Here is a 24,602-nt window from a genome sequence, read left to right on the forward strand (position 1 = left end):
ACGGCGGCCTTATTCGGCCGCGACGTTGGTGTTGGCGGCTTTCTTGCCGCGCGCCTTGCCGCTGTTGGCGTTCATGAATTCAAACACCAGCGGGCGGATATTGTCGCGCCAGGACTTGCCGGCAAAGATGCCGTAATGGCCGGCGCCGGGCTCGACATGGCTGGCCTTCATGCTGTCGGGCAGGCCGGTGCACAGATCCAGCGCGGCGATACACTGGCCGGGGGCCGAGATATCGTCCTTGGCGCCTTCGACGGTCTTGACGGCGACCTTGGTGATCTTGCCGATATCGACCTTGTGTCCGTCGACGACAAATTCGTTCCGTGCGATCTCGCGCTGCTTGAAGATGCGTTCGACGGTGGACAGGTAGAACTCGGCCGGCATGTCCATGACCGCCAGATATTCGTCGTAGAACCGGTTGTGCGCATCGTGATCCGAGGCTTCGCCGCGCGCCACCCGCAGAATCTGATCGTAGAACGCCATGCCGTGGCGTTCCGCATTCATCGACATGAACGACTGCAGTTGCAGCAGGCCGGGATAGACCATGCGCCCGACACCGGGATATTTGAACCCGACGCGCTGAATCATGGTTTCCTCAAGCTGACCCATGGTAACGCGCCGGCCGAAATCGGTGACGTCGGTCGGGGTGGCGTCCGGATCGACCGGGCCGCCGATCAGGGTCAGGCTGCGCGGCTGCGCGTCCGGGTCCTGCTCGGCCAGATAGGCGGTTGCCGCCAGGGTCAGCGGCGCCGGCTGACAGACCGCGATGACGTGAATGTCGGGACCCAGGGCGCGCATGAAATCGACCAGGTAAAGGGTATAATCCTCGATGTCGAACTTGCCGGCCGAAACCGGGATGTCGCGGGCGTTGTGCCAGTCGGTCGTGTAGACATCGCAATCGACCAGCAGGGATTTCACCGTGCTGCGCATGAGTGTGGCATAGTGTCCCGACATCGGCGCAACCAAGAGAACCTTGCGTTCCTTTGTCTCGCGGCCGGGCACGGAAAAGCTGATCAGATCGCCGAACGGACGCTCGACGACGGTCTCGATATTCACCAGATGGTCCTTGCCATCCGTGCAGGTAAAGGTGCGGATGCCCCAGTCTGGCTTCGCCACCATGCGTGAAAACGTGCGCTCCGTCACTTCGCCCCAAGCCGCCATCCAGTTGAGTGCGGGGTTTGGAATCATGCTGAAAATCGGGTACGATGCCAAGGCAAGGGCAGAGGCGCCCATCCATTGGTTGGTGTTGCGCGCCGTTTCCATCAGGTCGTAGGTCATCATGTAGCGCATTTCGGGACTCCATCCGTTCATTTTCGATCCTGAGGATCGGACCAACCGTCGCTTTGCCCCCCGAAACCGGCGACGATATTCTGCATAGCAGCAAGATTACGAGGAATTCATAAAAATGACAACTCCCCAAGACAGTGTATCGGAACTGTCAGGCGAAAACGTTGAGCGCCTAAAAGAAAATCTGAACAAGATAGAAAGCCTGTCCAAGCGCCTGGTCGAGGTCATGTCGAAAAAGAGCGCCCCGAACGCAGCGCTGGCCAGCCCGAAGCCGGAGTTGTTTGCTAAGGCAGCAACGGCGTATTGGACCGAGGCGATCCAGAATCCCAGCAAACTGATTGAACAGCAGATCGCCTATTGGGGAGAGTCGGTTAAGCATTTTGCCGAGGTGCAGGAGACCCTGGCCAAGGGGCGTCTGGAGGCGCCCGAGGACACCGGTCCAAAGGATCGCCGTTTCGCCAATCCGCTCTGGAACAGTCATCCCTATTTCAACTTCCTCAAGCAGCAATACCAGATCAACTCCGAGGCGATCAAACGCGCCGTGGACAGCGTCGAGGACATGGACAGCAAGGAGAAGCAGCGGCTGTCCTATTTTGCGAACCAGATCGTCGACATGATGGCGCCGACCAACTTTTTGGCGACCAATCCGGACGCGCTGGAAAAAGCGCTGGAAACCGACGGCAGATCGCTGGTCAAGGGCCTTGAGAACCTGATCTCGGATCTCGAGGCAAACAATGGCGAACTGGTTGTGCGTCTGGCCGATGAAAAGGCGTTTGAGCTGGGCCGCAACATCGCCACGACGCCGGGCGAGGTGGTGTATCGCAACAAGATGATCGAGCTGATCCAGTACAAGCCCACCACCGAAAAAGTTCACGAGATCCCGATGGTGGTTTTCCCGCCCTGGATCAATAAGTTCTACATCCTTGATCTCAAGGAGCAGAACAGCCTGATCAAATGGATCACGGATCAGGGTTATACCCTATTCGTGGTCAGCTGGATCAACCCGGATGCCAGCTATGCCGATATCGGCATGGAGGACTATATAGAAGAGGGCTATCTGACGGCCATTCGCGAAGCCAAGGCGATCTGCAAGGTCAAGCAGGTCAACACCATCGGCTATTGCATCGCCGGCACCACGCTGGCCCTGACCGCGGCGCTGCTGAAGAAACGTGGTGACAAGTCGATCAAGTCGGCAACCTTTTTCACCGCGCTGACGGATTTCAGCGATCAGGGCGAGTTCACGCCGTTCCTGACCGACGACTTTCTGGACGGGATCGAATCCGAGGTCGAGGAAAAGGGCGTTCTGCAGTCCTTTATCATGTCCCGGACCTTCAGCTTCCTGCGCTCCAACGATCTGGTCTATTCGCCGGCGATCCGCAGCTACATGATGGGCGAGGCGCCGCCGGCTTTCGATCTGCTGTATTGGAACGGCGACGGAACGAACCTGCCGGCCAAGATGTCCAAACAGTATTTGCGCGGACTGTGTCAGGCCAACCAGTTCGCCGGCGAGGGGTTCGAACTGTTTGGCGAAAAGCTGAGCGTCAAGGATGTCGATGTGCCGCTGTGCTCGATTGCCTGCGAGGCGGATCACATTGCCGCCTGGAAGGATTGTTACCGGGGCGTGCAGATGATGGGGTCCAAGAACAAGACCTTTATCGTCTCCGAATCCGGTCATATCGCCGGCATCGTCAACCCGCCCAGCAAGAACAAGTACGGGCACTATATCAATGACGATCTGTCACTGGATCATGCGGACTGGCTGAAATCGGCAGAGCGTCACGACGGATCGTGGTGGCCGCGCTGGCAGACCTGGCTCAAAGCGCGTTCGGGCAAGCAGGTTCCGGCCCGCGAACCGGGCGATTCGACTCACCCTGTGCTTGCGCCAGCCCCCGGAACCTATGTGAACATGAAGCCAACCCTCGGAAAATCCTAGGTTTTTAAAAATATGCTGCGGCGCAGCAAAAATTACTTGAAATGCCGCGTCGCAGCATGCATATTCTCCTCATCACCGAAACACGGGGCTGGCCCGGATCGGAAAACGAGGAAAAAGCAAATGGCTAAAGCACAAGATTTCACCGCCGTCGTCAAAGATGTCATGGGTTCCTTCCCGGTTGACACCAAAGCCTTTGAAGAGGCCTTCAAGACCCAAGCGACCCTGAACGAGAAACTGTCGGGCGTTGCTCTGGAAGCTGCTGAGAAATCCACCGAGATCTCCAGCAAATGGACCAAAGACACCATCGCCAAACTGGCCGAGATGTCGAAAGCCAAAGCAGAGCCTGCCGACTATGCCAAGTCGGTCACCGACTTCGCATCGGCTGCTGCCGAAGTTGCCGCCGAGAACATGGCTGCCTTCGCTGAAGTTGCCAAGAAAGTTCAGATGGACACCGTCGAGCTGCTGATGGCTGCTGGCAAAGACATCACCGAAGATGCAACCGCCGCTGTCAAAAAAGCCACCAACGAGGTGACTTCGGCCGCCAAGAAGGCTGCTGCCAAGTAAGGCACCAATGACCGAATTTGCGCTATCTCCTCCCAAACGGCGCAAAGACGGGGGCAGGTCGAAAGACCTGCCCATTTTTTTTGTTTGCACGCCGCTTTTCGAACCTAGATACGGCCGGGTATTAGCGGATGTCTGGACGGATGGACGGCGGCGGTCTGTTGCTCGCCGTGACCGCGCCGGGGCGTGGTATTTACCAAGGCTTTCAATTCCTGCTGCGCTCGCATAGTCTATGCTGCAACGCATCATGTTTCGGGAGGAAATTAAGATGGCAGAACAGGAAAAACCCCTTCTGATCAAGAGGTACGCCAGCCGGCGTCTCTACAACACCGAGACCAGCGATTATGTCACGCTGGACGACATTGCCGGGTTCATCCGCAAAGGCCGAGAGGTGCAGATCGTCGATCTGAAATCCGGCGATGACCTGACGCGGCAATACCTGCTGCAGATCATCGCCGAACATGAAAGCCGCGGTGAAAATGTGCTGCCAGTGACGGTTCTAAACGATCTGGTGCGCAGCTACATGGTGCCCGGCGGCGGGATGATGCCGCAATTCCTGCAAAGCTCGTTCGACATGCTGCGCGAAAACCAGGCCAAGATGATGGAAAACATGTCGGCAATGAACCCGATGTCCAAGATGCCCGGGTTCGAGGCGATGAAGGCCCAGCAAGAGGCGTTTCTCAAGGCGATGACCGGTGGCATGCCGGGGGCGTGGAAAGTGCCGGACAAATCCGAAGGCGAAAGCGCCGAAGATGCGCCGGAGGATCTTGAGGCGATCAAAAGCCAGTTGGCGGCATTGCAGGCCAAACTCGCCAAGCTCAAATAGCCGGCGCGGCACCGGATGCCTGTCTGACGCGCACCGGGCCGCAATGCCCGCGGGGTCTGCGATCCATCGGATCGGTCGATGCTGCGGGCCGTAAAACGTCAGAAGGTGTCAGGTTCCGAAGGCCGGAACCGGTTGCATGGCCTCACCGACGGCCGCCAGCAGGATATCCGCGATCACGTTCAGTTCGTCCCGGCTCAGGCGTACCGGCAGGCGCACGTCACAGGCCCGCATCAGCATGGCGCGCGTGGCCGGCAGTTCCGGCAGGACCGGTATGAACCGCCAGTTCCAAAAGGCGCGGGCATTGTCCTGACTTTGCCCGAACACCTGCACCTTGACGCCACGCGCTTCGGCGGCCGCAGCAAAGGCGTCGGTTTCGGCGTCACTCATCCCTATCAGATTGAACTGAATGGAATCCGGCGCGCGCCGTTCCGGCGGCAGGGGCGGTGGCACGTCGATGAACGGCGACCCGTTCAGCCGGTCGGCGACATAATCGTGATTGCGCAGCCCGTCGCGGACCCGCCGCGCCAGTTCCGGCAATTGCGGGCGGATCACCGCCGCGGACAGGTTGCTCATGCGCAGATTGTACAAGGGCAACCGGTTCTGCCAGCGGGCAAAAGCCTGTTCCAGCTCGGCTGAATTGTCCCCATCGGGGCCTTTGTGTTTTTGCCAGTTGTGCTCATAGGCGCCCGACATGATCACCGCCCGGGCCACCAGGTCGGCGTCGTCGGTGATCAGGATGCCGCCTTCGCCGGCATTGATCATCTTGTAGGACTGGAACGAGAAACAGCCGGCCCGGCCGATGGTGCCGATGTTGCGTCCGTTCCAGGTTGTGCCCAGCGAATGCGCCGCATCCTCGATCACCGGAATGCCGCGGGCATCGCACAAGGACATGATCGCGTCCATGTCGCTGGTATGGCCGCGCATGTGGCTGATGATGACCGCCTGAACACTGTCCAATTTGGCGGTAAAGTCGGCGATATCCACGCGATAATTTTCGCCGACCTCGCACAGAACCGGCAGGCAATCGGCATGCATCACCGAGGACGGCACGGCGGCAAAGGTGAAGCCGGGAATCAGAACCCGGGCATCGCGCGGCAGGCCCAGGGCCTTGAGCGACAGAAAAAGTGCCGCCGAACAGGACGACACGGCCAGTGCGTACTTGCTGCCGATCAGGCGGGCGAACTCGCCTTCCAGCAGTGTCACCGGCGCATCCTGCGGCGCGGTATAACGGAACAGGTCGCCCGATTGCAGCAGCGCGTCGATCGCCCGGCGCGCCCCGGCCGGAATGGGTTCGGCGTCATGGACATTCGGTGGCAAGGTCATATTTCAATTTCCTTAAACTAACCTTTGAAAATAATAAAACAGATGCGGAGATGTGCCAATAGGTCCGCAAAATTACCTTGCGGCAGTCTGCCGAATGTCGCCGATTGGCGTGGACGCGATCAGATGCCCAGCCGGTCGCGCATGGCATACCAGGTCATCGCCAGCGCCAGCAGCGGCGTGCGCAGCATCGCGCCGCCGGGAAAGGCCGGGGCCGGCACCCGCGCCATGGTGTCGAACCCATCCGCCTGTCCCAGGATCGCCAGCGCCATCAACTGACCGGCATGCGTGGCCGTGCCGACCCCATGCCCGGAATAGCCCGAAGCTGACAGCATGTTGGGCGCCAGCCGCGCCAGGTACGGCATCCGCCGCATCGAGATCGCCAGCGTACCTCCCCAGGCATAGTCGATGCGGACATCCGCCAGATGCGGGAAGATCTGTGTCATCGGTTTGCGCACAACAGCGGCGATATCGGCCGGAAATCGATAGCCATAGCTTTCGCCGCCGCCGAACAGCAGCCGACCATCGGCGCTGAGGCGAAAATAGTTCACCACGAATTTGCTGTCGGCCACCGCAATGTCGCGCCGCAGCACCTGATCTGCCTGGTCGCCCAGCGGTTCGGTGGCGACGATGAAATTGTTGATCGGCATGACCCGTGCCGCCACCCGGCGGTTGAGATTGCCCAGATAGCCGTTTCCGGCCAGCAGGACATGATCCGCAACCACCCGGCCGCGGTCGGTCTGCACCGTGGCGCGAGGGCCGCGCTCGATGTGATGCACATGGCTGTTCTCGTATATCCGCACGCCGGCCGCCGCCGCTGCCCGGCCCAGACCCAGCGCGTAGTTCAACGGGTGCAGATGCGCCGCCCCCCAATCCACCGTGCCGCCAGCATAGGCGGGCGAGGGGCACAGCGTCCGGCACGCGTCGCGGTCCAGCGTCTCGATCCTGTCATAGCCATAGCGGGCCTGCAGATGTTCGGCATAGCCATGCAGGCCGGCCACTTCGCGGGCGCTGCATGCGGTATGGGCGACGCCGGGTTTCAGGTCGCAGTCGATATCGTGGCGCGCGATCAGTCCCTTGACCAGCGCCTTGGCGTCCTGGGCCAGTCGCCAGAGCTTGCCTGCCTCGGCCTCGCCCATCAGAGCTTCGAGCCCGTCCTGATCCATCCGCTGGCCGCTGCCCAATTGTCCGCCATTGCGTCCCGAGGCGCCGAACCCGATGCGGTGAGCATCCAGCAGCACCACATCCATTCCGGCCTGGGCCAGGTGCAGCGCGGCGGACAGGCCGGTATAGCCGGCCCCCACCACGCAGACATCGGCCCGGGTATCGCCGCGCAAAGGCGCGAATTCATCCAGCAGGTTGGCCGTCGCGGCATACCAGCTGTCTGGATGCCGGCCCTGAATATCGTTGGAAAACAGCAGGTTCATCGCACCCTCCGCTATCGGCGCGCGCCCCCGCTGCCGGGTGCCGGCCGGCTCGGCCTCAGACGTTCAACAGAAGATGTTCCCGCTCCCAGGGCGAGATCACCTGCAGGAACTCTTCGTATTCGGCCCGTTTCACGATGCTGTAGACCCGGGCGAATTCCGCTCCCAGAACCTGGTGCAGTTCCGGGGCGCTTTCGAACAGATCCAGCGCCTCGCCCATCACCCGGGGAATATCCGTCTGGCCCTCATAGGCATCGCCCTTGAACTGTTTGCCCGGGCGCTGTTCCTGCATCATGCCCAGATAGCCGCAGGCCAGCGAGGCGGCGATGCCCAGATAGGGGTTGCAATCCATCCCGGCCAGCCGGTTTTCCACCCGCCGGGCCTCGGGGTCGGACAGGGGAATGCGGATGCCGGTGGTGCGGTTGTCCCGGCCCCATTCCAGGTTGACCGGTGCCGCGTGGTCGCGGGTATAGCGGCGATAGCTGTTCACATAGGGCGCCATCACCGCGATTGCGGCGGGCAGATGATGCTGCAATCCGCCGATGAAATGAAAAAAGGCATCGGTTTCGCCGCCCTGCGGTCCGGCAAAGATGTTGCGCCCGGTTTCGATGTCCAGCACCGAATGGTGAATATGCATGGCGCTGCCCGGCTCGTCCGCGATGGGTTTGGCCATGAAGGTGGCGAAACAGTCGTGCCGCAGCGCCGCCTCGCGGATCAGCCGCTTGAAATAGAACACTTCGTCCGCCAGCTTGACCGGATCGCCATGTCGCAGGTTGATCTCCAGCTGGCCGGCGCCGCCCTCCTGGGTGATGCCGTCGATTTCGAAGCCCTGCGCCTCGGCAAAGTCATATATGTCGTCGATCACCGGGCCAAACTCGTCCACCGCAGTCATCGAATAGGCCTGCCTGGCAGCGGACGGACGGCCCGACCGGCCCATCATCGGCTGGATTTCCTTGGCCGGATCGATGTTGCGGGCCACCAGATAGAACTCCATCTCGGGGGCCACGACCGGTTTCCAGCCCTGCGCGCGATACAGTTCGACCACCCGCCTCAACACGTTGCGCGGCGAGCAGGGCACCGGGTTGCCCTTTCGGTCAAAGGCGTCATGGATCACCTGCAGCGTCCAGTCACCGGTCCAGGGGGCGGCGGACGCGGTGGACATGTCGGGGCGCAGGATCATGTCCTTTTCGATGAACCCGTCCTCGCCCGCGGCCTCGCCCCAATCGCCGGTGATGGTCTGATAAAAGATACTGTCGGGCAGGTGGAAATATTCCTGCTTGGCGAACTTGCTGGCCGGCACGGCCTTGCCGCGTGCAATGCCGGGCAGGTCCGAGATGATGCATTCCACCTCGTCCAGCCGCCGGCCTTCGAGATAGCTCTGCGCCGCCGCCGGGCATGTGGGAAGCCAGTCGGTCATTGCAGCGACCCGTTCTTGAAGAAGGCGGCGATGTGATCGGCCATGTCGCGGTTGTTGTTGGGGGTCGCCAGCTGAGCGGCGGCGGCATCCAGGATCGCGTCGGGCACCAGGCCGCGGCCGCGGGTGCGGATCAAGCCATCGACAAAGTCGGCGCTGAACTCGGGATGCGGCTGCACCGTCCAGACGGTGTCGCCATAGGCCAGGATGGCATTCTTGCAGAATGCATTGCTGCCCAGAACCCGGGCGCTCTCGGGCAGTTCGGTGACCTGATCCTGATGCCAGGCGTTCAGCGTAACGGTGTCCTTGCCGGTTTGATACTGGGTCGGACCCACCGACCAGCCGCCGGGGAATTTTTCGACCTTGCCGCCCAGGGCCTGGGCGATGATCTGATGGCCGAAACAGATCCCGACAAGCGGCAGCTTCTTCGCCACGATGTCGCGCACCAGATCTTCAAGCGGCGGAATCCAGGGGTGATCCTCATAGGCGCCGTGTTTCGACCCCGTGATCAGCCAGCCTTCGGCGGCCTCGGCACCGTCGGGAAACCGGTTGTCGACCACCGGATAGGTGACGAACTCAAAGTCGTGGCCGGCCAGCATCGTCTTGAAGATCTGGTCGTAATCTCCCATTGCCTCGATCATGTTCTCCGGCGAATGGCCAGTTTGTAGGATGCCGATTTTCATGTTTCACCATTAATTTGATCAAATTCAGGATACCGCAGTGACATCGCCAGATCAAGGGCGCTGACGCGCCGCGCCGTATGTTGCCGGAATCCCTGACGCGTTCCGAGGTGCATTCTTGCAAAACCCAGCGATACCAATCTTCTGCACTTGAGACCTGGTTCTTAGGTGGCGCATCAATATGCCGGACACGCGCGGTGTTCGGGTATCCGTGCAGCAAGTTTCGGTGACCGAAGCGATTCGGAAGTTGGGTCGGACGATCCTGTTATGATCAAATCGCGGATACGCAGGCGTCGTGTCGGGCCTTCACCGTAACAGGTTCAGGCGCAGGCGCATGCGGCTGCGCTGTTCCTGGGGCAGATGGCGGTTCAGGTGCCGGCCGATCAGGCCAAAAACGGTGACCACGATCAGGGTGAAAAGGATGAAATAGCCGGCCAGAATCGGATAGGGGACAAAGGGGTTGAACGTCTTGTCGGCGAAATAGCTGGCATAATACAGCGCGTCGCCGCGTTGCTGCCAGGCCGGAAAGCCGGAAAAGAACACCAGGGTTGTGGCATGGAACAGAAAGATCGCCTCGTTGGTATAGGCCGGCCAGGCCAGCCGCAACATGGTTGGCCAGACGATCCGGCGAAAGCGCGGCCATCCGGTCATGCCATAGGCATCGGCGGCCTCGGTGTCGCCCTTGGGGATCGACAGTAGGGCACCATAAAAGATCTCGCCGGTATAGGCCGCCGTGTTCAGGAACAGCACGATCAGCGCCCCCAGCCAGGCAGCAGTAAAGGCGTCAAACAACGGGCTGACGCTTTTGAGGCTGAGAAACAGGAAATAGGCAAAGAAGAACTGGATGAACAGCGGCGAGCCGCGAAAGATGAATATGAACCATTCCGCCGGCTTGCGCGCCCAGCGGCTGCTTGACCCTTTGGCGACCGCCAGCGTTGTGGCCAGGAAAAATCCGGTGATCAGCGCCATGATGCCGAAATAGATGTTCCAGATCATGCCCGAGCCGATCAGCGTGAACTGTTCGCACAGGGTGAATCCTTCGCGCGGCAGCAGCCGCTCGCCGATGCCCAGAGAGCGCAGCCCATAGTCCTGAATGGTTTGCCAGCAGCTCATTACATTGCCGCCTTTCGCTGGGCTTCGCCGCCCGCCGTCGCCTGCCCGTGGGTCAGGCGCACCATCAGCCGATCCAGCGTCAGTTCCGACACCCGTGTGAACCCGAGATAGAAGATCAGCAGGAACAGGAAATACCACATCCGCCAGTCACCATGCGGATAGTCGGTGAATTTCGTCGTCTTGGTGCCGCCCAGTTCCCGCGCCCAATAGACAATGTCCTCGATGCCCAGCAGGAACAGCAGTGGCGTTGCCTTGATCAGCACCATCCACAGGTTCGACAGCCCCGGCAGCGCATAGACCCACATCTGCGGCACCAGCACCCGCCAAAAGGTCTGGCGATGCGACATGCCATAGGCCTCGGCGGTTTCCAGCTGGGCGCGGGGTACCGCGCGCATGCCGCCAAACAGCACATTGGCGGCAAAAGCGCCAAACACAATCGCAAAGGTCATCACCGCCAAGAAGAAGCCATAGGTCTCGTGTACCCATTGCGGTGCGGTACTCAGCGGTAGTTTGGCGGCGGTGCAGACCACGAAATCCGACCCCTGCCGGATCGGTTGATCCCAGTCCGGGCACAGGACGCGGTGGCGCATGAACTCAAACGCCTGATCCAGCGCGATCACGAAGAACAGGAAAAACGCGATGTCCGGCACGCCCCGCACCAGCGCGATATAGGTTTTGCCGATCCAGCGCAGCGGCGTGATGCGCGACCGCGCCGCCATCGCCCCCAGAAACCCGAATCCCAGGGCGACGGGCGCCGTGATCGCCAAAAGCAGCAGCACCTTGAGAAAGGCGACATAGAACGAAATATGCACGCCGGTCGTAAGATAGCAGGCGAACCAGCGAAGAGTTCCCAGCGTGTCAGGGTCGGTGCAGAATGAAAACATGTCTGGATACGCGCCGGCTGAATAGGCCCCTGCGGGCGGTCTGGGCAAATGGCGGCAGGGGTCCGCCCTGGACGGCGGACCCGTTTGGCCGGGTTCAGTAGGTGGTGATGCTTTCGCCGAACCACTTGATCAGCAGGGTGTTCAGCGATCCGTCCTCTTTCATCGAGGTGATGGCCGCATCGAACTTGGCCCGCAGCTCGGCGTCGCTTTCGCGCAGGCCGATGCCGATGCCGCGGCCCAGCGGCACGTCCTCGCCGACAAAGGCCAGTTCGCCGCCGGATTCATCGACCAGCGGCACCAGATAATCCTTGTCGGCAAACACCGCATCCGCCTCGCCGTTGCGCACCGCCGCAACAGTTTCCTCCGGCGTTGCGAATTCGACCAGGATGGCGCCGCTTTCGGCGATATAGCCCGCCTGCAGGGTCGCGGTCTGGGCCGCGACAATCGCAGATGTCACATCCAGATCCGGGGTCGCCGAGACATAGGCCGACGCGGTGGGCGGATAGTAATTCTGGGTAAAGTCGATGACCTCGTCGCGCTCGTCGGTGATGCTCATCCCGGCCATGATCGTGTCGTAATTGCCTGACACCAGGTTCGGAATGATCGAATCCCAGTCGTTTTTGACCCATTCACAGGTCAGTTCAGCGCGCTTGCACAGTTCGTCGCCGACTTCACGCTCGAACCCGTCGACATCACCGGCATCGTTGATGAAATTATACGGAGGATAGGCGCCCTCGGTGCCCATGCGAATGGTCTTGCCATGGCCGTCGGCAAAGGCAAGTCCGGCGCTCAGCGCCAGGGCGGCGGTGCCCAGGATCAGGTTTTTCATACGATTTCTCCCTTGGTTTTCTTGTTATTAAGCCGCGTGGGTGGCCGACAGGAACCCGCGCAACCGTTCCGATTTGGGCGCGCCGAACAGCGTTTCGGGCGGCCCCTGTTCCTCGATCAGGCCCTGATGCAGGAACACCACGTGATCGCTGACATCGGCGGCCAGTTTCATGTCATGGGTGACGATCAGCATGGTGCGGCCCTCGTTGGCCAGATCCTTGATGACCTTGACGACTTCCTGTTCCAGCTCTGGATCCAGCGCCGAGGTGGGTTCGTCAAACAGCAGCGCCTCGGGCTCCATGCACAGGGCGCGCGCAATCGCGGCCCGCTGTTGCTGGCCGCCGGACATCTGGGCCGGGTAGACATCGCATTTGTCGCCGATGCCGACCTTTTCCAGATAGGCGCGCGCCGATTTCTCGACTTCGGCCNGCGCCTCGGGCTCCATGCACAGGGCGCGCGCAATCGCGGCCCGCTGTTGCTGGCCGCCGGACATCTGGGCCGGGTAGACATCGCATTTGTCGCCGATGCCGACCTTTTCCAGATAGGCGCGCGCCGATTTCTCGACTTCGGCCTTGTCGCGGCCCAGCACCGTGATCGGCGCCTCCATGACATTCTGCAGGATCGTCATATGCGCCCACAGGTTGAATTGCTGGAACACCATCGACAGGTTGGTGCGGATCCGCAGCACCTGTTTCGCATCGCCCGGCCGGCGGCCATGGCCGGACCCTTTCCAATGCACCGGCTCGCCCTTGAACAATATGTCGCCCTGCTGGCTGTCCTCCAGCAGATTGGCGCAGCGCAACAGCGTCGATTTGCCCGATCCCGAGGAGCCGATCAGCGAAACCACGTCGCCGCGGCAGGCATGGATGTCGACCCCCTTGAGCACTTCAAGCTGGCCATAGCTCTTATGCAGGTCCTTGATTTCGATGACGGCTGGGCTGTCTTGCACGATGGGTCCGGTCATGTAATGGCAGTGTTCGGCAGGTAATAGGGATGAAATTCTGGCGCATTGCAACTTGCAAAACGGCAAATCGGCGGCGGATTCCGCCGAATTGACCAGAGGGAACCCGGATTCCGTCAGGGGGCCGGCGGGGTGGGAATGGCCAGATAGGCGGTTGCGTCGATCTCGATCAACCCATTCAGGTGCAGCACCGCACGGTCCTCGGGTGCCAGATCGACGATTGCGGCGCGGATCGCGGCGGCGATGGTTGCGGGGTCGCGGCGGCGCGCGGTGATATAGGGCAGGCCCGGTGTCGGGCAGGTCTGTCCCACAGGGCGCAATCGCCGCGCCACCGGATCCTGCTGTTGCAGCAGCCGCCAGGTCTGCGCGTCCAGCCCGGCCAGATCGGCGTGCCCCTCTGCCACGGCCCGGGCCGAAAGGGCATGCGAACCGGTCCGCAGATGGGATCGGAAACGCAGGCCCAAGGCGGCAAAATGAGTCATTGGCGCCGCCCATCCCGATTGTGACAGAGCCTCATTATAGGCGAAGACGCCGCCCGCGAAGTCGCGCTCGGTGTCGCCCGGGGCATCAGCCCGCGCCACCAGTACCGAACAATAGTACCCCGGCGGACAGCCCGGCAGGCCGTAATCCGGCGTGCCCACCAGTCGCACGACCGGGTGCAGGCGGGTGCGATAGGGCATGCCGCAGGTCTGCGCCAGTACCAGGTCAGGCGATTGCCAGGCCTGCCAGGGGTCGATGTCGCGGTTCAGCCGGTCGGGCCCGACGCCCAGCCGGGCGCGGATCAGCCCCCAAAAGCGATCATTGGCCGGACGCAGCGCGGGCATGTCATACATGCCCAGCGTGGCGATCATTCCTGCGCGGCCCTTTGCCGGGCCAGGGCGCTGTCGCGGTCATTGACCCCCAAGAGATTGGCGACCAGGCGCAGCAGCGCATCCTCTTCCTGGCTGCGTTCGCCATCGGCCAAGACCACGCTCCACAGGGTCTGCACCACCGCGCGGCGGTCCTCGTAGGGCACGGCATCCTTGATCGCGCGGGTAAAGCGCACGGTGTCGGGAGCTTCGGCCTCAAGCACTTCGGCCTGTCCGCGCAACGCTGCGGCCTGAAAGGGCGACAGTCCGTAACGCCGCGAGATCAGGCGGTCGATGCGGTCGATCTCGGCGGTGGCATAGTCGTTGTCCGCGCGCGCGATCCGCACCAGAAGGGCGGTCAGGGCGAGGCGGGCATCGTCATCGGCCAGCGGGGCAGGGTCCGGCTGCGTCAGCCGTTTCAGAAAGTCACCAAACATGGGCAGAGGTATAGGCGCTGGCGCCGGCGTCGCCAACTAGGAAACCGGCGGGCGCTTTTCCTCGGCGCGTTCGCGGGCGGCGGTGCTTTCCAGATAGCTCAGCCCCATCGCCTTGCGGGCACTTTCCAGAACCCGCAACTCCGCCTCTTTGGGCACACCGTCGGCCAGAACCACCTCCCACATGGCGTCCAGCGCGGCCAGACGTTCCTGCAATCCGGTTGTCTCGCGGATCAGCTTGGCAAAGGTATCGGTCTCGGGGGCGGCGGCGTGCAGCTTTTCGCAGGTGGCGCGAATCTTGGCGGCCTCGATGGCGTTGTGCTGGAACAGCCGTGCCAGGATGCGGTCGATCAGACTGATCTCCTCGACCTGATAATCCTTGTCTGACATCGCCACGCGCACCAGCAACGCCCCCAGCGCCAGTTCGGCATCGGGGTCGGGCAGATCGTCCGTGGCATCGGCGCGAAACGCGGCAAAAAGCTTGCTCAACATGGGCCAAGTTTACGCCGGATACCGGCCTGCGCCAAGTGCTTCCTGTCGGCGATCACGGCAAGGGGCACCCTTGCAAAAGCGAGTTTGGCACTGCGCAGGGACGCGGGCGGAAACATGCCCGCCGCGGCGCCGGAGGCATTGACGAATCGGCAAAGACGCGCGGCACGGGGCGCGGGCATTTGCCTGCCCGCTATTGGCGCGCAGTGGTTGATGTTGCGCTTTCGGGGTGTGGTGTAGGGCATTGATAGTAAGTGATTAAGCTGGCTTCTGGGGTTGCGTGGCGCTGATGCCAGATGCGCGCAGGGCGCGCCCGGTCCGCGCCGCTGGCCGCGTTGAAAGGAGTCAGACCAGCCGCGAGCTTTCCTTGGCGGCGCGCACGAAATCGGCAAACAGCGGATGCGGTGCAAAAGGTTTGGATTTCAGTTCGGGGTGGAACTGAACGCCGATGAACCAGGGATGATCCTGCCACTCGACGATCTCGGGCAGGCGGCCATCGGGCGACATGCCCGAGAATTTCAGGCCGAATTCCTCGAGCTGTTCGCGGTATTTGATATCCACCTCATAGCGGTGCCGGTGGCGTTCCTCGATATGCGTGCTGCCATAGATCCGCGCCACGTGCGAGCCCTCGTCCAGGGCCGCATTGTAGGCCCCCAGGCGCATGGTGCCGCCCTTGTCGTCACCGACTTTGCGTTCGACCTTGCGGCTGCCCTGTACCCATTCCTTGAGGTGATAGACCACCGGTTCGAACCGTTTCTTGCCAGCCTCGTGGTCGAATTCCTCGCTGCCGGCGGTCTTCATGCCGGCAACATTGCGCGCGGCCTCGATCACCGCCATCTGCATGCCCAGGCAGATGCCCAAATAGGGCACCTTGCGGGTGCGGGCGAATTCCGCGGCCTTGATCTTGCCCTCGGTGCCGCGCTCGCCAAAGCCGCCCGGAACCAGAATGGCGTGAAACCCTTCGAGCCAGGGCGCCGGATCCTCGTGGTCGAAAATCTCGGCATCGACCCATTCGACACTGACCTTGACCCGGTTCGCCATGCCGCCATGGGTCAGCGCCTCGGCGATGGATTTATAGGCATCTTCGAGCTGGGTGTATTTGCCGACGATGGCGACCTTGACCTCGCCTTCGGGATTATAAATGCGGTCGGCCACGTCTTCCCAGCGGGCCAGGTTCGGTTTCGGCGCGGGCGTGATCCGAAAGGCGTCCAGCACCGCCTGGTCCAGCCCCTCGCGGTGATAGGCCAGGGGGGCTTCGTAGATCGAGGCCAGGTCCTGGGCGGCGATCACCGCGTCGGGGCGCACGTTGCAGAACAGCGCCAGTTTCTCGCGTTCCTTGGCCGGGATCGGCCCTTCGGAGCGGCAGACCAGGATGTCCGGCGCCAGCCCGATCGAGCGCAGCTCCTTGACGCTGTGCTGGGTCGGCTTGGTCTTCAGCTCGCCGCTGGCCTTGATATAGGGCAGCAGCGTCAGATGCATGAAAATGCACTGTCCACGCGGCTTGTCCTGGCTGAACTGACGGATCGCCTCGAAGAACGGCAGCCCCTCGATATCGCCGACCGTGCCGCCGATCTCGCACAGCATGAAATCGACCTCGTCCTCGCCGATGGCTATGAAATCCTTGATTTCATTGGTGACGTGCGGAATGACCTGGATTGTCTTGCCCAGATAGTCGCCGCGCCGCTCCTTTTCCAGCACTGTGGAATAGATGCGACCGGAACTGACGCTGTCGGTGCTGCGCGCGGCCACCCCGGTGAACCGTTCGTAATGGCCCAGATCCAGATCTGTTTCGGCCCCGTCATCAGTGACGAAAACCTCGCCATGTTCAAACGGGCTCATGGTGCCGGGATCGACGTTCAGATAGGGATCCAGCTTGCGCAGGCGAACCGAAAAGCCACGCGCCTGCAACAGCGCCCCCAGGGCCGCCGAGGCCAGCCCCTTGCCCAGGGACGATACAACGCCGCCGGTGATAAAGATAAAACGTGCCATGCTGTCTGCTGCCCCCGTGCGGGTGTCGTTATTATTGCCTGTCCGGCGTCGAAAACCGGTGCATCACGGGATTTCACCCTTATAGGATTCGCGTCCTGGGTGCAAGAGAACCGCAAGATGCTGTTGCGATTCTTTCCGTTCGGTCAAGGTATTGTGGGGTCTACGACCCGTGCGGGCTGGCTCAGTCAGCCTTGGGCACCAGCGGCGCCGTATCATCCAGCGCCGGCGGCAACAGGTCTTCACCGCTGGGCAGGGCCGGCTCGCTCTGTTCGGCCTCGGGGGCCGAGCCGCCCAGACGGTCGATTACCGAGGTACCGGCGGCCTTTTGTGCCGCCAGGATCGTCAGGGTAATCGAGGTGCAGATAAAGGCGATCGCCAGGATCCAGGTCAATTTGCCCAGGGCCGTGGCCGCCGCCCGCCCGGTCATGGCGCCACCGCCGCCCATGCCCAGACCGCCGCCTTCGGAGCGCTGCAACAGCACGACACCGATCAGGCCAAGGGCCAGAACGAGGTGGACGATCAGAATGACATTTTCCATGGAAACCTGCGGCGTGGAACATTTGCGACTGTGCTACCGGGCGCTATGTAGGCAAGATTGCCGACAGGGGCAAGGGAGGATGTGGGGGCTGGACATTGCCGCGCCTGTCTTGCCATTCTCGGTCCATGCCGCATGATCAATCCGATCCCGATCACCCGCACGCGCTGTTGCCGCCCGAGCCGGCCCTGCGGGTGCGGGCGCTGGAAACTATCCTGACGCGCAAGGGGCTGGTCGATCCGGCGGCGCTGGATGTGATCATCGATACCTATCAGGCCCGCATCGGCCCGCAAAATGGTGCCGATGTCGTGGCGCGTGCCTGGACCGATCCCGGTTTTCACGCGGCCCTGATGCGGGATGCCACGGCAGTCGTGGCCGATCTGGGCTATTACGGGCGGCAGGGCGAACATATCGTCGTGGTCGAAAACACGCCCGAGGTGCACAACATGGTCGTCTGCACCCTGTGCAGCTGTTATCCGTGGCCGCTGCTGGGCATTCCTCCGGGCTGGTACAAATCCGACGCCTACCGCGCCCGCGCGGTGCGTGAACCGCGCCGGGTACTGGCCGAATTCGGTGTGGCGCTGCCGCCTGAAACCGCCGTGCGGGTCTGGGATTCGACCGCGGAAATCCGCTATCTGGTGCTGCCGATGCGCCCCGCCGGCACCGAGGGGTTCGGGCGGGCGGAACTGGCGGCGCTGGTCACCCGGGACAGCATGATCGGAACCGGTCTGCCCCGGATACCCGAATGAGCCGGGTGCATGACATGGGCGGGCGGTTCGGCGATGGCCCGATACAGCCCGAACCGCAGGGCATCCCGCGACTGCAGGCCGACTGGCAAGCCCGTGCGCTGGCGCTGACCCTGGCCGCCGGCAGCCTGGGGCAATGGAATATCGACACCTCGCGCCACGCGCGTGAATGCCTGTCGCCACGCGACTATGCCCGATTCTCGTATTTCGAAAAGTGGATCGCGGCCCTGGCCGATCTGCTGGTGCAGACCGGCGTTCTGACACCGGACGATCTGCGGCAGGCAGATGGCGGTGAGGGGCTTCATCCGCTATCTGATCGATGCCTGATGGCGGATCGTGTCGCTGCGGTGCTGGCCCGGGGCGGCGCGGCTGACCGCCCCGGCATCCGGCCGGCCCGGTTCTCGGTGGGGCAGGCGGTACGCGCCCGGCGCCCGGCCGGCAACCGCCACGTCGCCGGCGGGCATACCCGCCTGCCGGCCTATGCCGCCGGCGCTCAGGGCTATATCCTGCGGCTGCACGGCAGCCATGTTCTGCCGGACAGCAATGCGCATGGTCTGGGCGAGGCGCCCGAGCCGCTCTATGCCGTGGTGTTCTCGGCCGCGTCCCTGTGGACGGCGCCGGAACATCCCGCTGATCAGGTGGTGCTGGACCTGTGGCAATCCTATCTGGAACCGCTGTGATGGGCGCGCCGGAACCGGTCTTTGAGCAGCCCTGGCATGCCCAACTTTTCGCGCTGACGGTGCATCTGAACGAATGCGGGCGCTTTACCTGGCCCGATTGGGCGGCCCGGTTCGGCGCCACGCTGGCCGAGCACGGGCTGCAGCGCGAACTGAACGGCGGCGACGACTATTTCAACGCCTGGCTGGAAACGCTGGAAGCGCTGCTGGACCAGAGCGGCAGCGCCCCGCGGCACGAAGCCGTGCGGATGCGCGAGGCCTGGCGGCAGGCCTATCTGACGACTCCGCATGGGGCGCCCGTGCATTTGGACGCGGTGCCGGGGCGCGCGGGCGGGCCGCAGAAGGACAGGTGAAATTGAGGTTTCGCTGCCGCCCCGTCGCCGCTATACCGGCGCGGGTTTTACAAATGCAAAGAAGGACCGGATATGGCCAATGTGGTGGTGGTCGGCGCCCAGTGGGGCGACGAAGGGAAGGGCAAGATCGTGGACTGGCTGAGCGAGCGCGCCGATGTCATCGCCCGGTTCCAGGGCGGCCACAATGCCGGGCACACGCTGGTCATCGACGGCGAAGTCTTTAAACTGAATGCGCTGCCTTCGGGCGTCGTGCGCGGCGGCAAGCTGTCGGTCATCGGCAATGGCGTGGTGCTGGACCCCTGGCACCTGATCGATGAAATCGAGTCGATCCGGGCCCAGGGGGTGACGATCAACCCCGAGACCCTGATGATCGCCGAGAACACGCCGTTGATCCTGCCGATCCACGGCGAACTGGACCGCGCCCGCGAAGAGGCCGCGCGTACCGGGACCAAGATCGGCACCACCGGGCGCGGCATTGGCCCGGCCTATGAGGACAAGGTCGGGCGCCGCTCGGTCCGGGTGGCCGACTTGGCCGACCCCGCAACGCTGGCGGCGCGCGTCGACCGGGCGCTGCAGCATCACGACCCCTTGCGCAAGGGGTTGGGCATCGACCCGATCGACCGCGACGTTCTGCTGGAACAGCTGACCGAAATCGGGCCACGGATCCTGCCCTATGCGGCGCCGGTCTGGAAGGTGCTGAACGAAAAGCGCAAGGCCGGCAAACGCATCCTGTTCGAAGGCGCGCAGGGCGCCCTGCTGGATATCGATTTCGGCACCTATCCGTTCGTGACGTCCTCCAACGTGATCGCCGGACAGGCGGCCACGGGGGTCGGCATCGGCCCCGGCGCGGTGGATTTCGTGCTGGGAATCGTCAAGGCCTATACCACCCGCGTCGGCGAGGGTCCGTTCCCGACCGAACTGGACGACGCAGATGGTCAGCGTCTGGGCGAGCGTGGTCATGAATTCGGCACTGTCACCGGGCGCAAGCGTCGCTGCGGCTGGTTCGATGCGGTACTGGTGCGCCAGACCTGCGCCACCAGCGGCGTCAACGGCATTTCGCTGACCAAGCTCGACGTTCTGGACGGGTTCCAGACGCTGAAAATCTGCATCGGCTACGAGCTGGACGGCAAGCGGCTGGATTATCTGCCCACCGCCGCCGACCAGCAAACGCGTTGCATTCCCATCTACGAGGAAATGCCCGGCTGGTCCGAAAGCACCGAGGGCGCCCGCAGCTGGGCCGACCTGCCGGCGGCGGCGATCAAATATGTGCGCCGCGTCGAGGAACTGATCGACTGCCCGGTGGCGCTGTTGTCGACCTCGCCCGAGCGGGACGACACGATTCTGGTCACCGACCCGTTTGCCGACTGACATGGCGGATAACGGAAAACCCGGCCTCAGCTACAAGGCCCGCCGGCGCTGGTCGCTGGTGATCCTGCTGGTGGGGCTGCCGCTGTACATCATCGTGGCGGTGAGCATCATGAACATGCTCGATCGCCCGCCGATCCTGGTCGAACTGCTGATCTATATCGTGCTGGGCGTGGCCTGGGCGCTGCCTTTCCGCTTTGTGTTCCGGGGCATCGGCCAGGCCGACCCGGATGCGGCGGACAAATCGGAAAAAGACCCGCGCGACTGAGCACGCCGCTGTACAGGCCGCTTTGTCGCGGTATCGCTTCGCTGTCCAGCACCCCTTGAATAGGGGCGATGGGCAGCGGCGGCGATGTCAGGCCGGAGTTGCGGCCCGACAAAATTTTGCCAAATTCTTAACAAATTGTCTGAAATTCTTGCCAGCTTAGTAAAACTGCGACCTATTGTAGCGTTTGAAAGGTAACAAAAAGGATTCGCGCATCCCGAATTGGACGCTGGCCCGATACATCCACGGGGATCAGCCTTTCCCGGCCTTCGACTCGATTTTCGACTGCGCGTGCGGACAGGAGGAAATACCCAAATGACAACCAAACTGGTCATCGGCCTGGATGGTCACAGTTCCGGCGAACGCGCGCTGGAGCATGCCGCCAAGCTGGCAAGGCTGATCGGCGATTGCGAATTGCTGGTCGTCTATGTCATCGAATGGTCGCCCTATTCTTTCCAGACCCCCGAAGAGAATGCGCAACGTCACAAGCGGCGCGACGAAGAGATCTCGACCGCCAAGGCGCGCGTCGTCGAACCGGCCGTCAAGGGCCTGGTCGAGGCCGGTCTCACCGCACGCGGTGTGGTCCGGCACGGTAATGTCGCCGATACGCTTGATGCCGTGTCCCGCGACGAAGGGGCCGAACAGATCATCGTCGCGCGGTCGAGCGAAAACAGTCTGTCCAAACGGATTTTCGGCAGCGCAACAGCCAATCTGGTGATGCAGGCCAGCGTACCCGTCACCGTGGTCGGATAGAGGAACATGTCATGAAAAACCTAGTCAATGGGGCGCTGTCCCTGCTTGCCGCCGCCGCGCTGGCAACTCCGGGCCAGGCCCAAGAGGCGCTGACCCTGGATCAAAAGGTCAACGAGGCCTTTTCCAACCTGACCGGCCCGTTCGTCAGCTTGATCTTTGCGCCGCTGCCCGGCACTGCCTTTCCCTGGATCGTGCTTTGGCTGGTCATCGCCGCCACCGTGTTCACGTTGTATTTCGGCTTTGTGCAGGTCCGGTTCTTTGGCCACGCGATTTCCCTGGTCAAGGGCGACTATTCGGATCCCAATGATGCCGGCGAGGTCAGCCATTTCCAGGCGCTGGCGACCGCGCTGTCCGGCACCGTCGGGCTGGGCAATATTGCCGGTGTCGCTGTGGCGGTCGGCATAGGCGGGCCCGGGGCCACGTTCTGGATGATCCTGGCCGGGCTTTTGGGCATGGCTTCGAAATTCACCGAATGCACGCTGGGCGTCAAATACCGCAATGAATATGAGGACGGGACGGTTTCCGGCGGCCCGATGTACTATATTTCCAAGGGGTTTTCCGAGCTTGGTCTGCCCGGAGGCAAGATCCTGGCCGTGATGTTCTCGGTGTTCTGCATCCTCGGGGCGCTGGGCGGCGGCAACATGTTCCAGGCGAACCAGGCGCATGCCCAGATTTCCGGCATCGTCGGAGATTTTCCGGGCTGGATCACCGGCCTGATCTTTGCCGCGGTCGTGTTTCTGGTCATCGTCGGCGGGGTCAAGTCGATTGCGCGGGTGACCGAAAAGGTGGTGCCTTTCATGGGCATTCTCTATGTCGGTGCGGCCCTGGTCATCCTGCTGGTGAACTATGATCAGATCCTCTGGGCGTTCGGACAGATCTTTGCCGGGGCCTTTACCGGACTGGGTGTCGCCGGTGGCATGGTCGGCGCCCTGATCCAGGGTTTCAAGCGCGCGGCATTTTCCAACGAGGCCGGTGTCGGATCAGCCGCGATCGCCCATTCGGCGGTCCGGACCAAGGAGCCGATTACGGAAGGTTTCGTGTCGCTGCTGGAACCGCTGATCGACACCGTGGTGATCTGTACGATGACGGCCTTGGTCATCACCATCTCCGGACAGTTGATCATCGATCCGGCAACCGGAAATTATGTTCTGAACGGCAGCCAGATTGCCACCGTTGACGGAAACTCCGGTGTCGAACTGACCTCTGCGGCCTTTGCGTCTGCGATCGGCTGGTTTCCCTATGTGCTGGCTGTGGCGGTGGTTCTGTTCGCCTTTTCCACCATGATTTCTTGGTCCTATTACGGCCTCAAGGCCTGGACCTATCTGTTTGGCGAAGGGAAAACGACCGAGCTTGTCTTCAAACTGATCTTCTGCGTCTTTGTCGTGATCGGTGCCGCGGCCAATCTCGGCCCCGTGATCGACTTCTCGGACGCCGCGATCTTCGCGATGGCGGTGGTCAATATCTTCTGTCTGTATTTCCTGATGAAAGTCGTGCGCAAGGAACTGGCATCCTACAGCGCGCGGCTGGTTTCGGGTGAAATCCGAAAGTTCGGCCACCAGTGAGGTTTGGGTGGGCGGAGTCCGGCGCGGCCGATCGCATCGGCTCAGGATTTCGCCCACCTGCCGAATGCATCGATCCGCGCGGATGCAGGGCCGGGAGGCCCGCCAGTCAGGCAATTGCAGGGTGTGTGTTCCGGCTTTCCCGGGCAGCCCCGCGGCCGCGGCCTTGCCCGAGGCCCGGGTCAGGTGACAGCGTGATCGCCAGCGGCGGGGGGCGGTTGTGATCCATCGCGTTGATCGTGGTGCTCATTCCACCGCGAGAACGGCCAAGGGTTGGACTTGCTGCATTTGTCCTCGCCGCCTGCTGATGCGTCCGGATGATCGCGGCGGCGATGCATTGCATTCCGTCATGAGGTTTTCCGAAAGCGTTTCAATGGCCTCAATGCAGACGCCTGCCTTGACCCATTGATTGACTCGATTGAAGGCGGTGGTGCAGGGGCCAAAACGCGCCGGCAGACCGCACCATGGCGAGCCGGTTCTGAGGCTCCAGAAGGTGCCGATCATCCACACGCACCACACCGCGCGGCCTGTTCGGCAAGAGGGGGGAGGAGATCCCACTCGATTTTCGTCAGGTTGACTCGTGGCGGAACGGCCGCCTCGGACGAATGCGGTGAAACACCGATCAGACGATTGCTGTGTCCCCTTTACGGCTAAGAACCCTAGCCGACCGTGTCTGCGTTCGGGATGGTCGCGCCGGATCATGCTGTTCTGCGCGTCCGGGCTTTTAGGTTGGACCCGTGAAAAGGCAATTCAAGTAATGGATCGCCAGTCTTCGGATTTCGGCGTGCGGCTCCTGCGTATTCGCCATATCGCCATCGCAAGCGCCGGACGTAAGAACGCATTCTTATGGGCGGGCATGCTTTCGGGTGAACATGATCGTTCTCACATTCGTTCCCACATACCGAACCCGTATCGTCGACCCATTCAGCGCGCGTCACGCCACTTCGGCTCATTCTTCGGGTTTTGTCCCTGACCAGTTCTTGTTCGCGTTTTCGGCTGATCTGGCCAATCTGGGGGGAACGGGCCGATGTATTCGGCGCGTGGCGCGCCAGCCTGTCCCGAACGGCGTGAGAGCCGCAAGTGGGCAATGGGAAATCGCTTGAATTTCGGTCGTTCGGGTCAGTCGCCCCCGGTATCTGAAACCGGGATATCCCGTGGTGCTGCAGGCAGCGGTACCACAAAGAACCGATCCGGCTCTTTGCAGATTTGCAACTTTGCAGCGCGAGGCGCCTTCACGGAAATGGATGCCGGATTTCTGACTGCAAGGCGCAGAGGCAATCGTCCATCAGCGGCCTGGGCCGCCCGAACGAGAAAACCACAGCTGTCTTAGGTTCTGGACTCATTAAGTTTCAAAGCCAGTA

24 protein-coding genes and 2 pseudogenes are annotated in these 24,602 nt (G+C 62.3%); 10 read left to right on the forward strand and 16 right to left on the reverse strand.

From position 1 onward, the window contains the following. Positions 1 to 9 precede the first annotated feature (9 nt). The gene (phaZ, locus tag ACFMPD_RS04580; protein ID WP_380992327.1) at positions 10 to 1,287 is read right to left on the reverse strand and encodes a polyhydroxyalkanoate depolymerase; all 1,278 of its coding nucleotides are present in this window, start codon (positions 1,285 to 1,287) and stop codon (positions 10 to 12) included. A gap of 115 nt (positions 1,288 to 1,402) precedes the next feature. On the opposite strand from phaZ, the gene phaC reads away from it, so the two are divergent. From phaC to phaR, 3 genes are all read left to right on the forward strand, one after another. Continuing rightward, complete coding sequence (gene phaC, locus ACFMPD_RS04585; RefSeq protein WP_380992256.1) at positions 1,403 to 3,217, forward strand: class I poly(R)-hydroxyalkanoic acid synthase; 1,815 nt, start codon at positions 1,403 to 1,405, stop codon at positions 3,215 to 3,217. 120 nt (positions 3,218 to 3,337) lie between these two features. Beyond that, on the forward strand, positions 3,338 to 3,781 hold the full coding sequence (locus ACFMPD_RS04590; RefSeq protein WP_380992258.1) for a phasin, PhaP: 444 nt from the start codon (positions 3,338 to 3,340) through the stop codon (positions 3,779 to 3,781). A gap of 265 nt (positions 3,782 to 4,046) precedes the next feature. Beyond that, positions 4,047 to 4,604 carry a polyhydroxyalkanoate synthesis repressor PhaR gene (gene phaR / locus ACFMPD_RS04595; protein ID WP_380992260.1) on the forward strand — a complete coding sequence of 186 codons (558 nt, stop codon included), beginning with the start codon at positions 4,047 to 4,049 and terminating at the stop codon, positions 4,602 to 4,604. 108 nt (positions 4,605 to 4,712) lie between these two features. Here phaR and ACFMPD_RS04600 read toward each other — a convergent pair whose 3' ends face one another. The 14 genes and pseudogenes from ACFMPD_RS04600 to secG all read right to left on the reverse strand — a co-directional run bounded on the left by ACFMPD_RS04600 (position 4,713) and on the right by secG (position 17,526). Next, positions 4,713 to 5,927 (reverse strand): DegT/DnrJ/EryC1/StrS family aminotransferase, encoded by a 1,215-nt coding sequence (locus ACFMPD_RS04600; RefSeq protein ID WP_380992262.1) that lies wholly within the window; start codon positions 5,925 to 5,927, stop codon positions 4,713 to 4,715. A gap of 119 nt (positions 5,928 to 6,046) precedes the next feature. Next, positions 6,047 to 7,351 carry an NAD(P)/FAD-dependent oxidoreductase gene (locus ACFMPD_RS04605; RefSeq protein ID WP_380992264.1) on the reverse strand — a complete coding sequence of 435 codons (1,305 nt, stop codon included), beginning with the start codon at positions 7,349 to 7,351 and terminating at the stop codon, positions 6,047 to 6,049. Between the two features lie 55 nt (positions 7,352 to 7,406). Then, complete coding sequence (locus tag ACFMPD_RS04610; protein ID WP_380992266.1) at positions 7,407 to 8,765, reverse strand: glutamine synthetase family protein; 1,359 nt, start codon at positions 8,763 to 8,765, stop codon at positions 7,407 to 7,409. After that, positions 8,762 to 9,445: a type 1 glutamine amidotransferase gene (locus tag ACFMPD_RS04615; RefSeq protein WP_380992268.1), complete on the reverse strand. Its 684-nt coding sequence runs from the start codon at positions 9,443 to 9,445 to the stop codon at positions 8,762 to 8,764. Before ACFMPD_RS04615 ends, ACFMPD_RS04610 begins: the two co-directional genes overlap by 4 nt. Before the next feature lie 303 nt (positions 9,446 to 9,748). Beyond that, the gene (locus ACFMPD_RS04620; RefSeq protein ID WP_380992270.1) at positions 9,749 to 10,555 is read right to left on the reverse strand and encodes an ABC transporter permease; all 807 of its coding nucleotides are present in this window, start codon (positions 10,553 to 10,555) and stop codon (positions 9,749 to 9,751) included. After that, positions 10,555 to 11,439, reverse strand: a complete 885-nt coding sequence (locus tag ACFMPD_RS04625; RefSeq protein WP_380992272.1) for an ABC transporter permease — start codon at positions 11,437 to 11,439, stop codon at positions 10,555 to 10,557. Before ACFMPD_RS04625 ends, ACFMPD_RS04620 begins: the two co-directional genes overlap by 1 nt. Positions 11,440 to 11,533: 94 nt before the next feature. Further along, positions 11,534 to 12,268, reverse strand: coding sequence for a transporter substrate-binding domain-containing protein (locus tag ACFMPD_RS04630; RefSeq protein ID WP_380992274.1), 735 nt, complete (start codon positions 12,266 to 12,268; stop codon positions 11,534 to 11,536). A 27-nt stretch (positions 12,269 to 12,295) separates the two neighbouring features. Then, positions 12,296 to 12,691: pseudogene (locus ACFMPD_RS17585) on the reverse strand (ATP-binding cassette domain-containing protein); the annotation flags it as partial. An 18-nt stretch (positions 12,692 to 12,709) separates the two neighbouring features. After that, positions 12,710 to 13,231, reverse strand: a pseudogene (locus tag ACFMPD_RS17590) (ATP-binding cassette domain-containing protein); the annotation flags it as partial. Positions 13,232 to 13,344: 113 nt separating this feature from the next. After that, positions 13,345 to 14,079: a phosphate/phosphite/phosphonate ABC transporter substrate-binding protein gene (locus tag ACFMPD_RS04640; protein ID WP_380992277.1), complete on the reverse strand. Its 735-nt coding sequence runs from the start codon at positions 14,077 to 14,079 to the stop codon at positions 13,345 to 13,347. Then, positions 14,076 to 14,513: a tellurite resistance TerB family protein gene (locus tag ACFMPD_RS04645; RefSeq protein WP_380992279.1), complete on the reverse strand. Its 438-nt coding sequence runs from the start codon at positions 14,511 to 14,513 to the stop codon at positions 14,076 to 14,078. Before ACFMPD_RS04645 ends, ACFMPD_RS04640 begins: the two co-directional genes overlap by 4 nt. Before the next feature lie 36 nt (positions 14,514 to 14,549). Beyond that, on the reverse strand, positions 14,550 to 15,002 hold the full coding sequence (locus ACFMPD_RS04650) for a tellurite resistance TerB family protein (protein ID WP_380992281.1): 453 nt from the start codon (positions 15,000 to 15,002) through the stop codon (positions 14,550 to 14,552). A gap of 342 nt (positions 15,003 to 15,344) precedes the next feature. Beyond that, positions 15,345 to 16,988, reverse strand: a complete 1,644-nt coding sequence (locus ACFMPD_RS04655; RefSeq protein ID WP_380992283.1) for a CTP synthase — start codon at positions 16,986 to 16,988, stop codon at positions 15,345 to 15,347. A 181-nt stretch (positions 16,989 to 17,169) separates the two neighbouring features. Next, the gene (secG, locus tag ACFMPD_RS04660; protein WP_380992285.1) at positions 17,170 to 17,526 is read right to left on the reverse strand and encodes a preprotein translocase subunit SecG; all 357 of its coding nucleotides are present in this window, start codon (positions 17,524 to 17,526) and stop codon (positions 17,170 to 17,172) included. Between the two features lie 125 nt (positions 17,527 to 17,651). On the opposite strand from secG, the gene nthA reads away from it, so the two are divergent. From nthA to ACFMPD_RS04695, 7 genes are all read left to right on the forward strand, one after another. Next, positions 17,652 to 18,272, forward strand: coding sequence for a nitrile hydratase subunit alpha (nthA, locus tag ACFMPD_RS04665; protein WP_380992287.1), 621 nt, complete (start codon positions 17,652 to 17,654; stop codon positions 18,270 to 18,272). Further along, positions 18,269 to 18,949 (forward strand): nitrile hydratase subunit beta, encoded by a 681-nt coding sequence (gene nthB, locus ACFMPD_RS04670; RefSeq protein WP_380992289.1) that lies wholly within the window; start codon positions 18,269 to 18,271, stop codon positions 18,947 to 18,949. The genes nthA and nthB overlap by 4 nt, the downstream gene beginning before the upstream one ends. Continuing rightward, positions 18,949 to 19,299, forward strand: coding sequence for a nitrile hydratase accessory protein (locus ACFMPD_RS04675; RefSeq protein ID WP_380992291.1), 351 nt, complete (start codon positions 18,949 to 18,951; stop codon positions 19,297 to 19,299). Before nthB ends, ACFMPD_RS04675 begins: the two co-directional genes overlap by 1 nt. A 72-nt stretch (positions 19,300 to 19,371) precedes the next feature. Next, a complete protein-coding gene (locus ACFMPD_RS04680; RefSeq protein ID WP_380992293.1) occupies positions 19,372 to 20,667 on the forward strand; it encodes an adenylosuccinate synthase in 1,296 nt (431 codons plus the stop codon). Position 20,668: 1 nt separating this feature from the next. Then, the gene (locus ACFMPD_RS04685; protein WP_380992295.1) at positions 20,669 to 20,932 is read left to right on the forward strand and encodes a DUF2842 domain-containing protein; all 264 of its coding nucleotides are present in this window, start codon (positions 20,669 to 20,671) and stop codon (positions 20,930 to 20,932) included. A gap of 312 nt (positions 20,933 to 21,244) precedes the next feature. Continuing rightward, positions 21,245 to 21,682 (forward strand): universal stress protein, encoded by a 438-nt coding sequence (locus ACFMPD_RS04690; protein ID WP_380992297.1) that lies wholly within the window; start codon positions 21,245 to 21,247, stop codon positions 21,680 to 21,682. 11 nt (positions 21,683 to 21,693) lie between these two features. Next, complete coding sequence (locus ACFMPD_RS04695; protein WP_380992299.1) at positions 21,694 to 23,244, forward strand: alanine/glycine:cation symporter family protein; 1,551 nt, start codon at positions 21,694 to 21,696, stop codon at positions 23,242 to 23,244. A gap of 243 nt (positions 23,245 to 23,487) precedes the next feature. Here the strand turns inward: ACFMPD_RS04695 and ACFMPD_RS04700 are convergent, their stop codons facing one another. Further along, positions 23,488 to 23,745, reverse strand: a complete 258-nt coding sequence (locus ACFMPD_RS04700) for a transposase (protein WP_380992301.1) — start codon at positions 23,743 to 23,745, stop codon at positions 23,488 to 23,490. Between the last annotated feature and the right edge of the window lie 857 nt (positions 23,746 to 24,602).

Origin of the sequence: Sedimentitalea sediminis (genome assembly GCF_042687825.1) — a bacterium.
Lineage (GTDB): Bacteria > Pseudomonadota > Alphaproteobacteria > Rhodobacterales > Rhodobacteraceae > Sedimentitalea.

Coding starts and splice junctions, on each gene's coding strand:
- ACFMPD_RS04615 (WP_380992268.1), bottom strand. CDS start 9,445: ATGAAAATCGGCATCCTACAAACTGGCCATTCGCCGGAGAACATGATC.
- ACFMPD_RS04640 (WP_380992277.1), bottom strand. CDS start 14,079: ATGATCGCCACGCTGGGCATGTATGACATGCCCGCGCTGCGTCCGGCC.
- ACFMPD_RS04600 (WP_380992262.1), bottom strand. CDS start 5,927: ATGACCTTGCCACCGAATGTCCATGACGCCGAACCCATTCCGGCCGGG.
- ACFMPD_RS04680 (WP_380992293.1), top strand. CDS start 19,372: ATGGCCAATGTGGTGGTGGTCGGCGCCCAGTGGGGCGACGAAGGGAAG.
- phaR (WP_380992260.1), top strand. CDS start 4,047: ATGGCAGAACAGGAAAAACCCCTTCTGATCAAGAGGTACGCCAGCCGG.
- ACFMPD_RS04645 (WP_380992279.1), bottom strand. CDS start 14,513: ATGTTTGGTGACTTTCTGAAACGGCTGACGCAGCCGGACCCTGCCCCG.
- ACFMPD_RS04700 (WP_380992301.1), bottom strand. CDS start 23,745: ATGATCGGCACCTTCTGGAGCCTCAGAACCGGCTCGCCATGGTGCGGT.
- ACFMPD_RS04675 (WP_380992291.1), top strand. CDS start 18,949: ATGGGCGCGCCGGAACCGGTCTTTGAGCAGCCCTGGCATGCCCAACTT.
- nthB (WP_380992289.1), top strand. CDS start 18,269: ATGAGCCGGGTGCATGACATGGGCGGGCGGTTCGGCGATGGCCCGATA.
- ACFMPD_RS04690 (WP_380992297.1), top strand. CDS start 21,245: ATGACAACCAAACTGGTCATCGGCCTGGATGGTCACAGTTCCGGCGAA.
- ACFMPD_RS04685 (WP_380992295.1), top strand. CDS start 20,669: ATGGCGGATAACGGAAAACCCGGCCTCAGCTACAAGGCCCGCCGGCGC.
- phaC (WP_380992256.1), top strand. CDS start 1,403: ATGACAACTCCCCAAGACAGTGTATCGGAACTGTCAGGCGAAAACGTT.
- ACFMPD_RS04630 (WP_380992274.1), bottom strand. CDS start 12,268: ATGAAAAACCTGATCCTGGGCACCGCCGCCCTGGCGCTGAGCGCCGGA.
- ACFMPD_RS04610 (WP_380992266.1), bottom strand. CDS start 8,765: ATGACCGACTGGCTTCCCACATGCCCGGCGGCGGCGCAGAGCTATCTC.
- ACFMPD_RS04625 (WP_380992272.1), bottom strand. CDS start 11,439: ATGTTTTCATTCTGCACCGACCCTGACACGCTGGGAACTCTTCGCTGG.
- ACFMPD_RS04695 (WP_380992299.1), top strand. CDS start 21,694: ATGAAAAACCTAGTCAATGGGGCGCTGTCCCTGCTTGCCGCCGCCGCG.
- secG (WP_380992285.1), bottom strand. CDS start 17,526: ATGGAAAATGTCATTCTGATCGTCCACCTCGTTCTGGCCCTTGGCCTG.
- phaZ (WP_380992327.1), bottom strand. CDS start 1,287: ATGCGCTACATGATGACCTACGACCTGATGGAAACGGCGCGCAACACC.
- ACFMPD_RS04590 (WP_380992258.1), top strand. CDS start 3,338: ATGGCTAAAGCACAAGATTTCACCGCCGTCGTCAAAGATGTCATGGGT.
- ACFMPD_RS04655 (WP_380992283.1), bottom strand. CDS start 16,988: ATGGCACGTTTTATCTTTATCACCGGCGGCGTTGTATCGTCCCTGGGC.
- ACFMPD_RS04650 (WP_380992281.1), bottom strand. CDS start 15,002: ATGTTGAGCAAGCTTTTTGCCGCGTTTCGCGCCGATGCCACGGACGAT.
- nthA (WP_380992287.1), top strand. CDS start 17,652: ATGCCGCATGATCAATCCGATCCCGATCACCCGCACGCGCTGTTGCCG.
- ACFMPD_RS04605 (WP_380992264.1), bottom strand. CDS start 7,351: ATGAACCTGCTGTTTTCCAACGATATTCAGGGCCGGCATCCAGACAGC.
- ACFMPD_RS04620 (WP_380992270.1), bottom strand. CDS start 10,555: ATGAGCTGCTGGCAAACCATTCAGGACTATGGGCTGCGCTCTCTGGGC.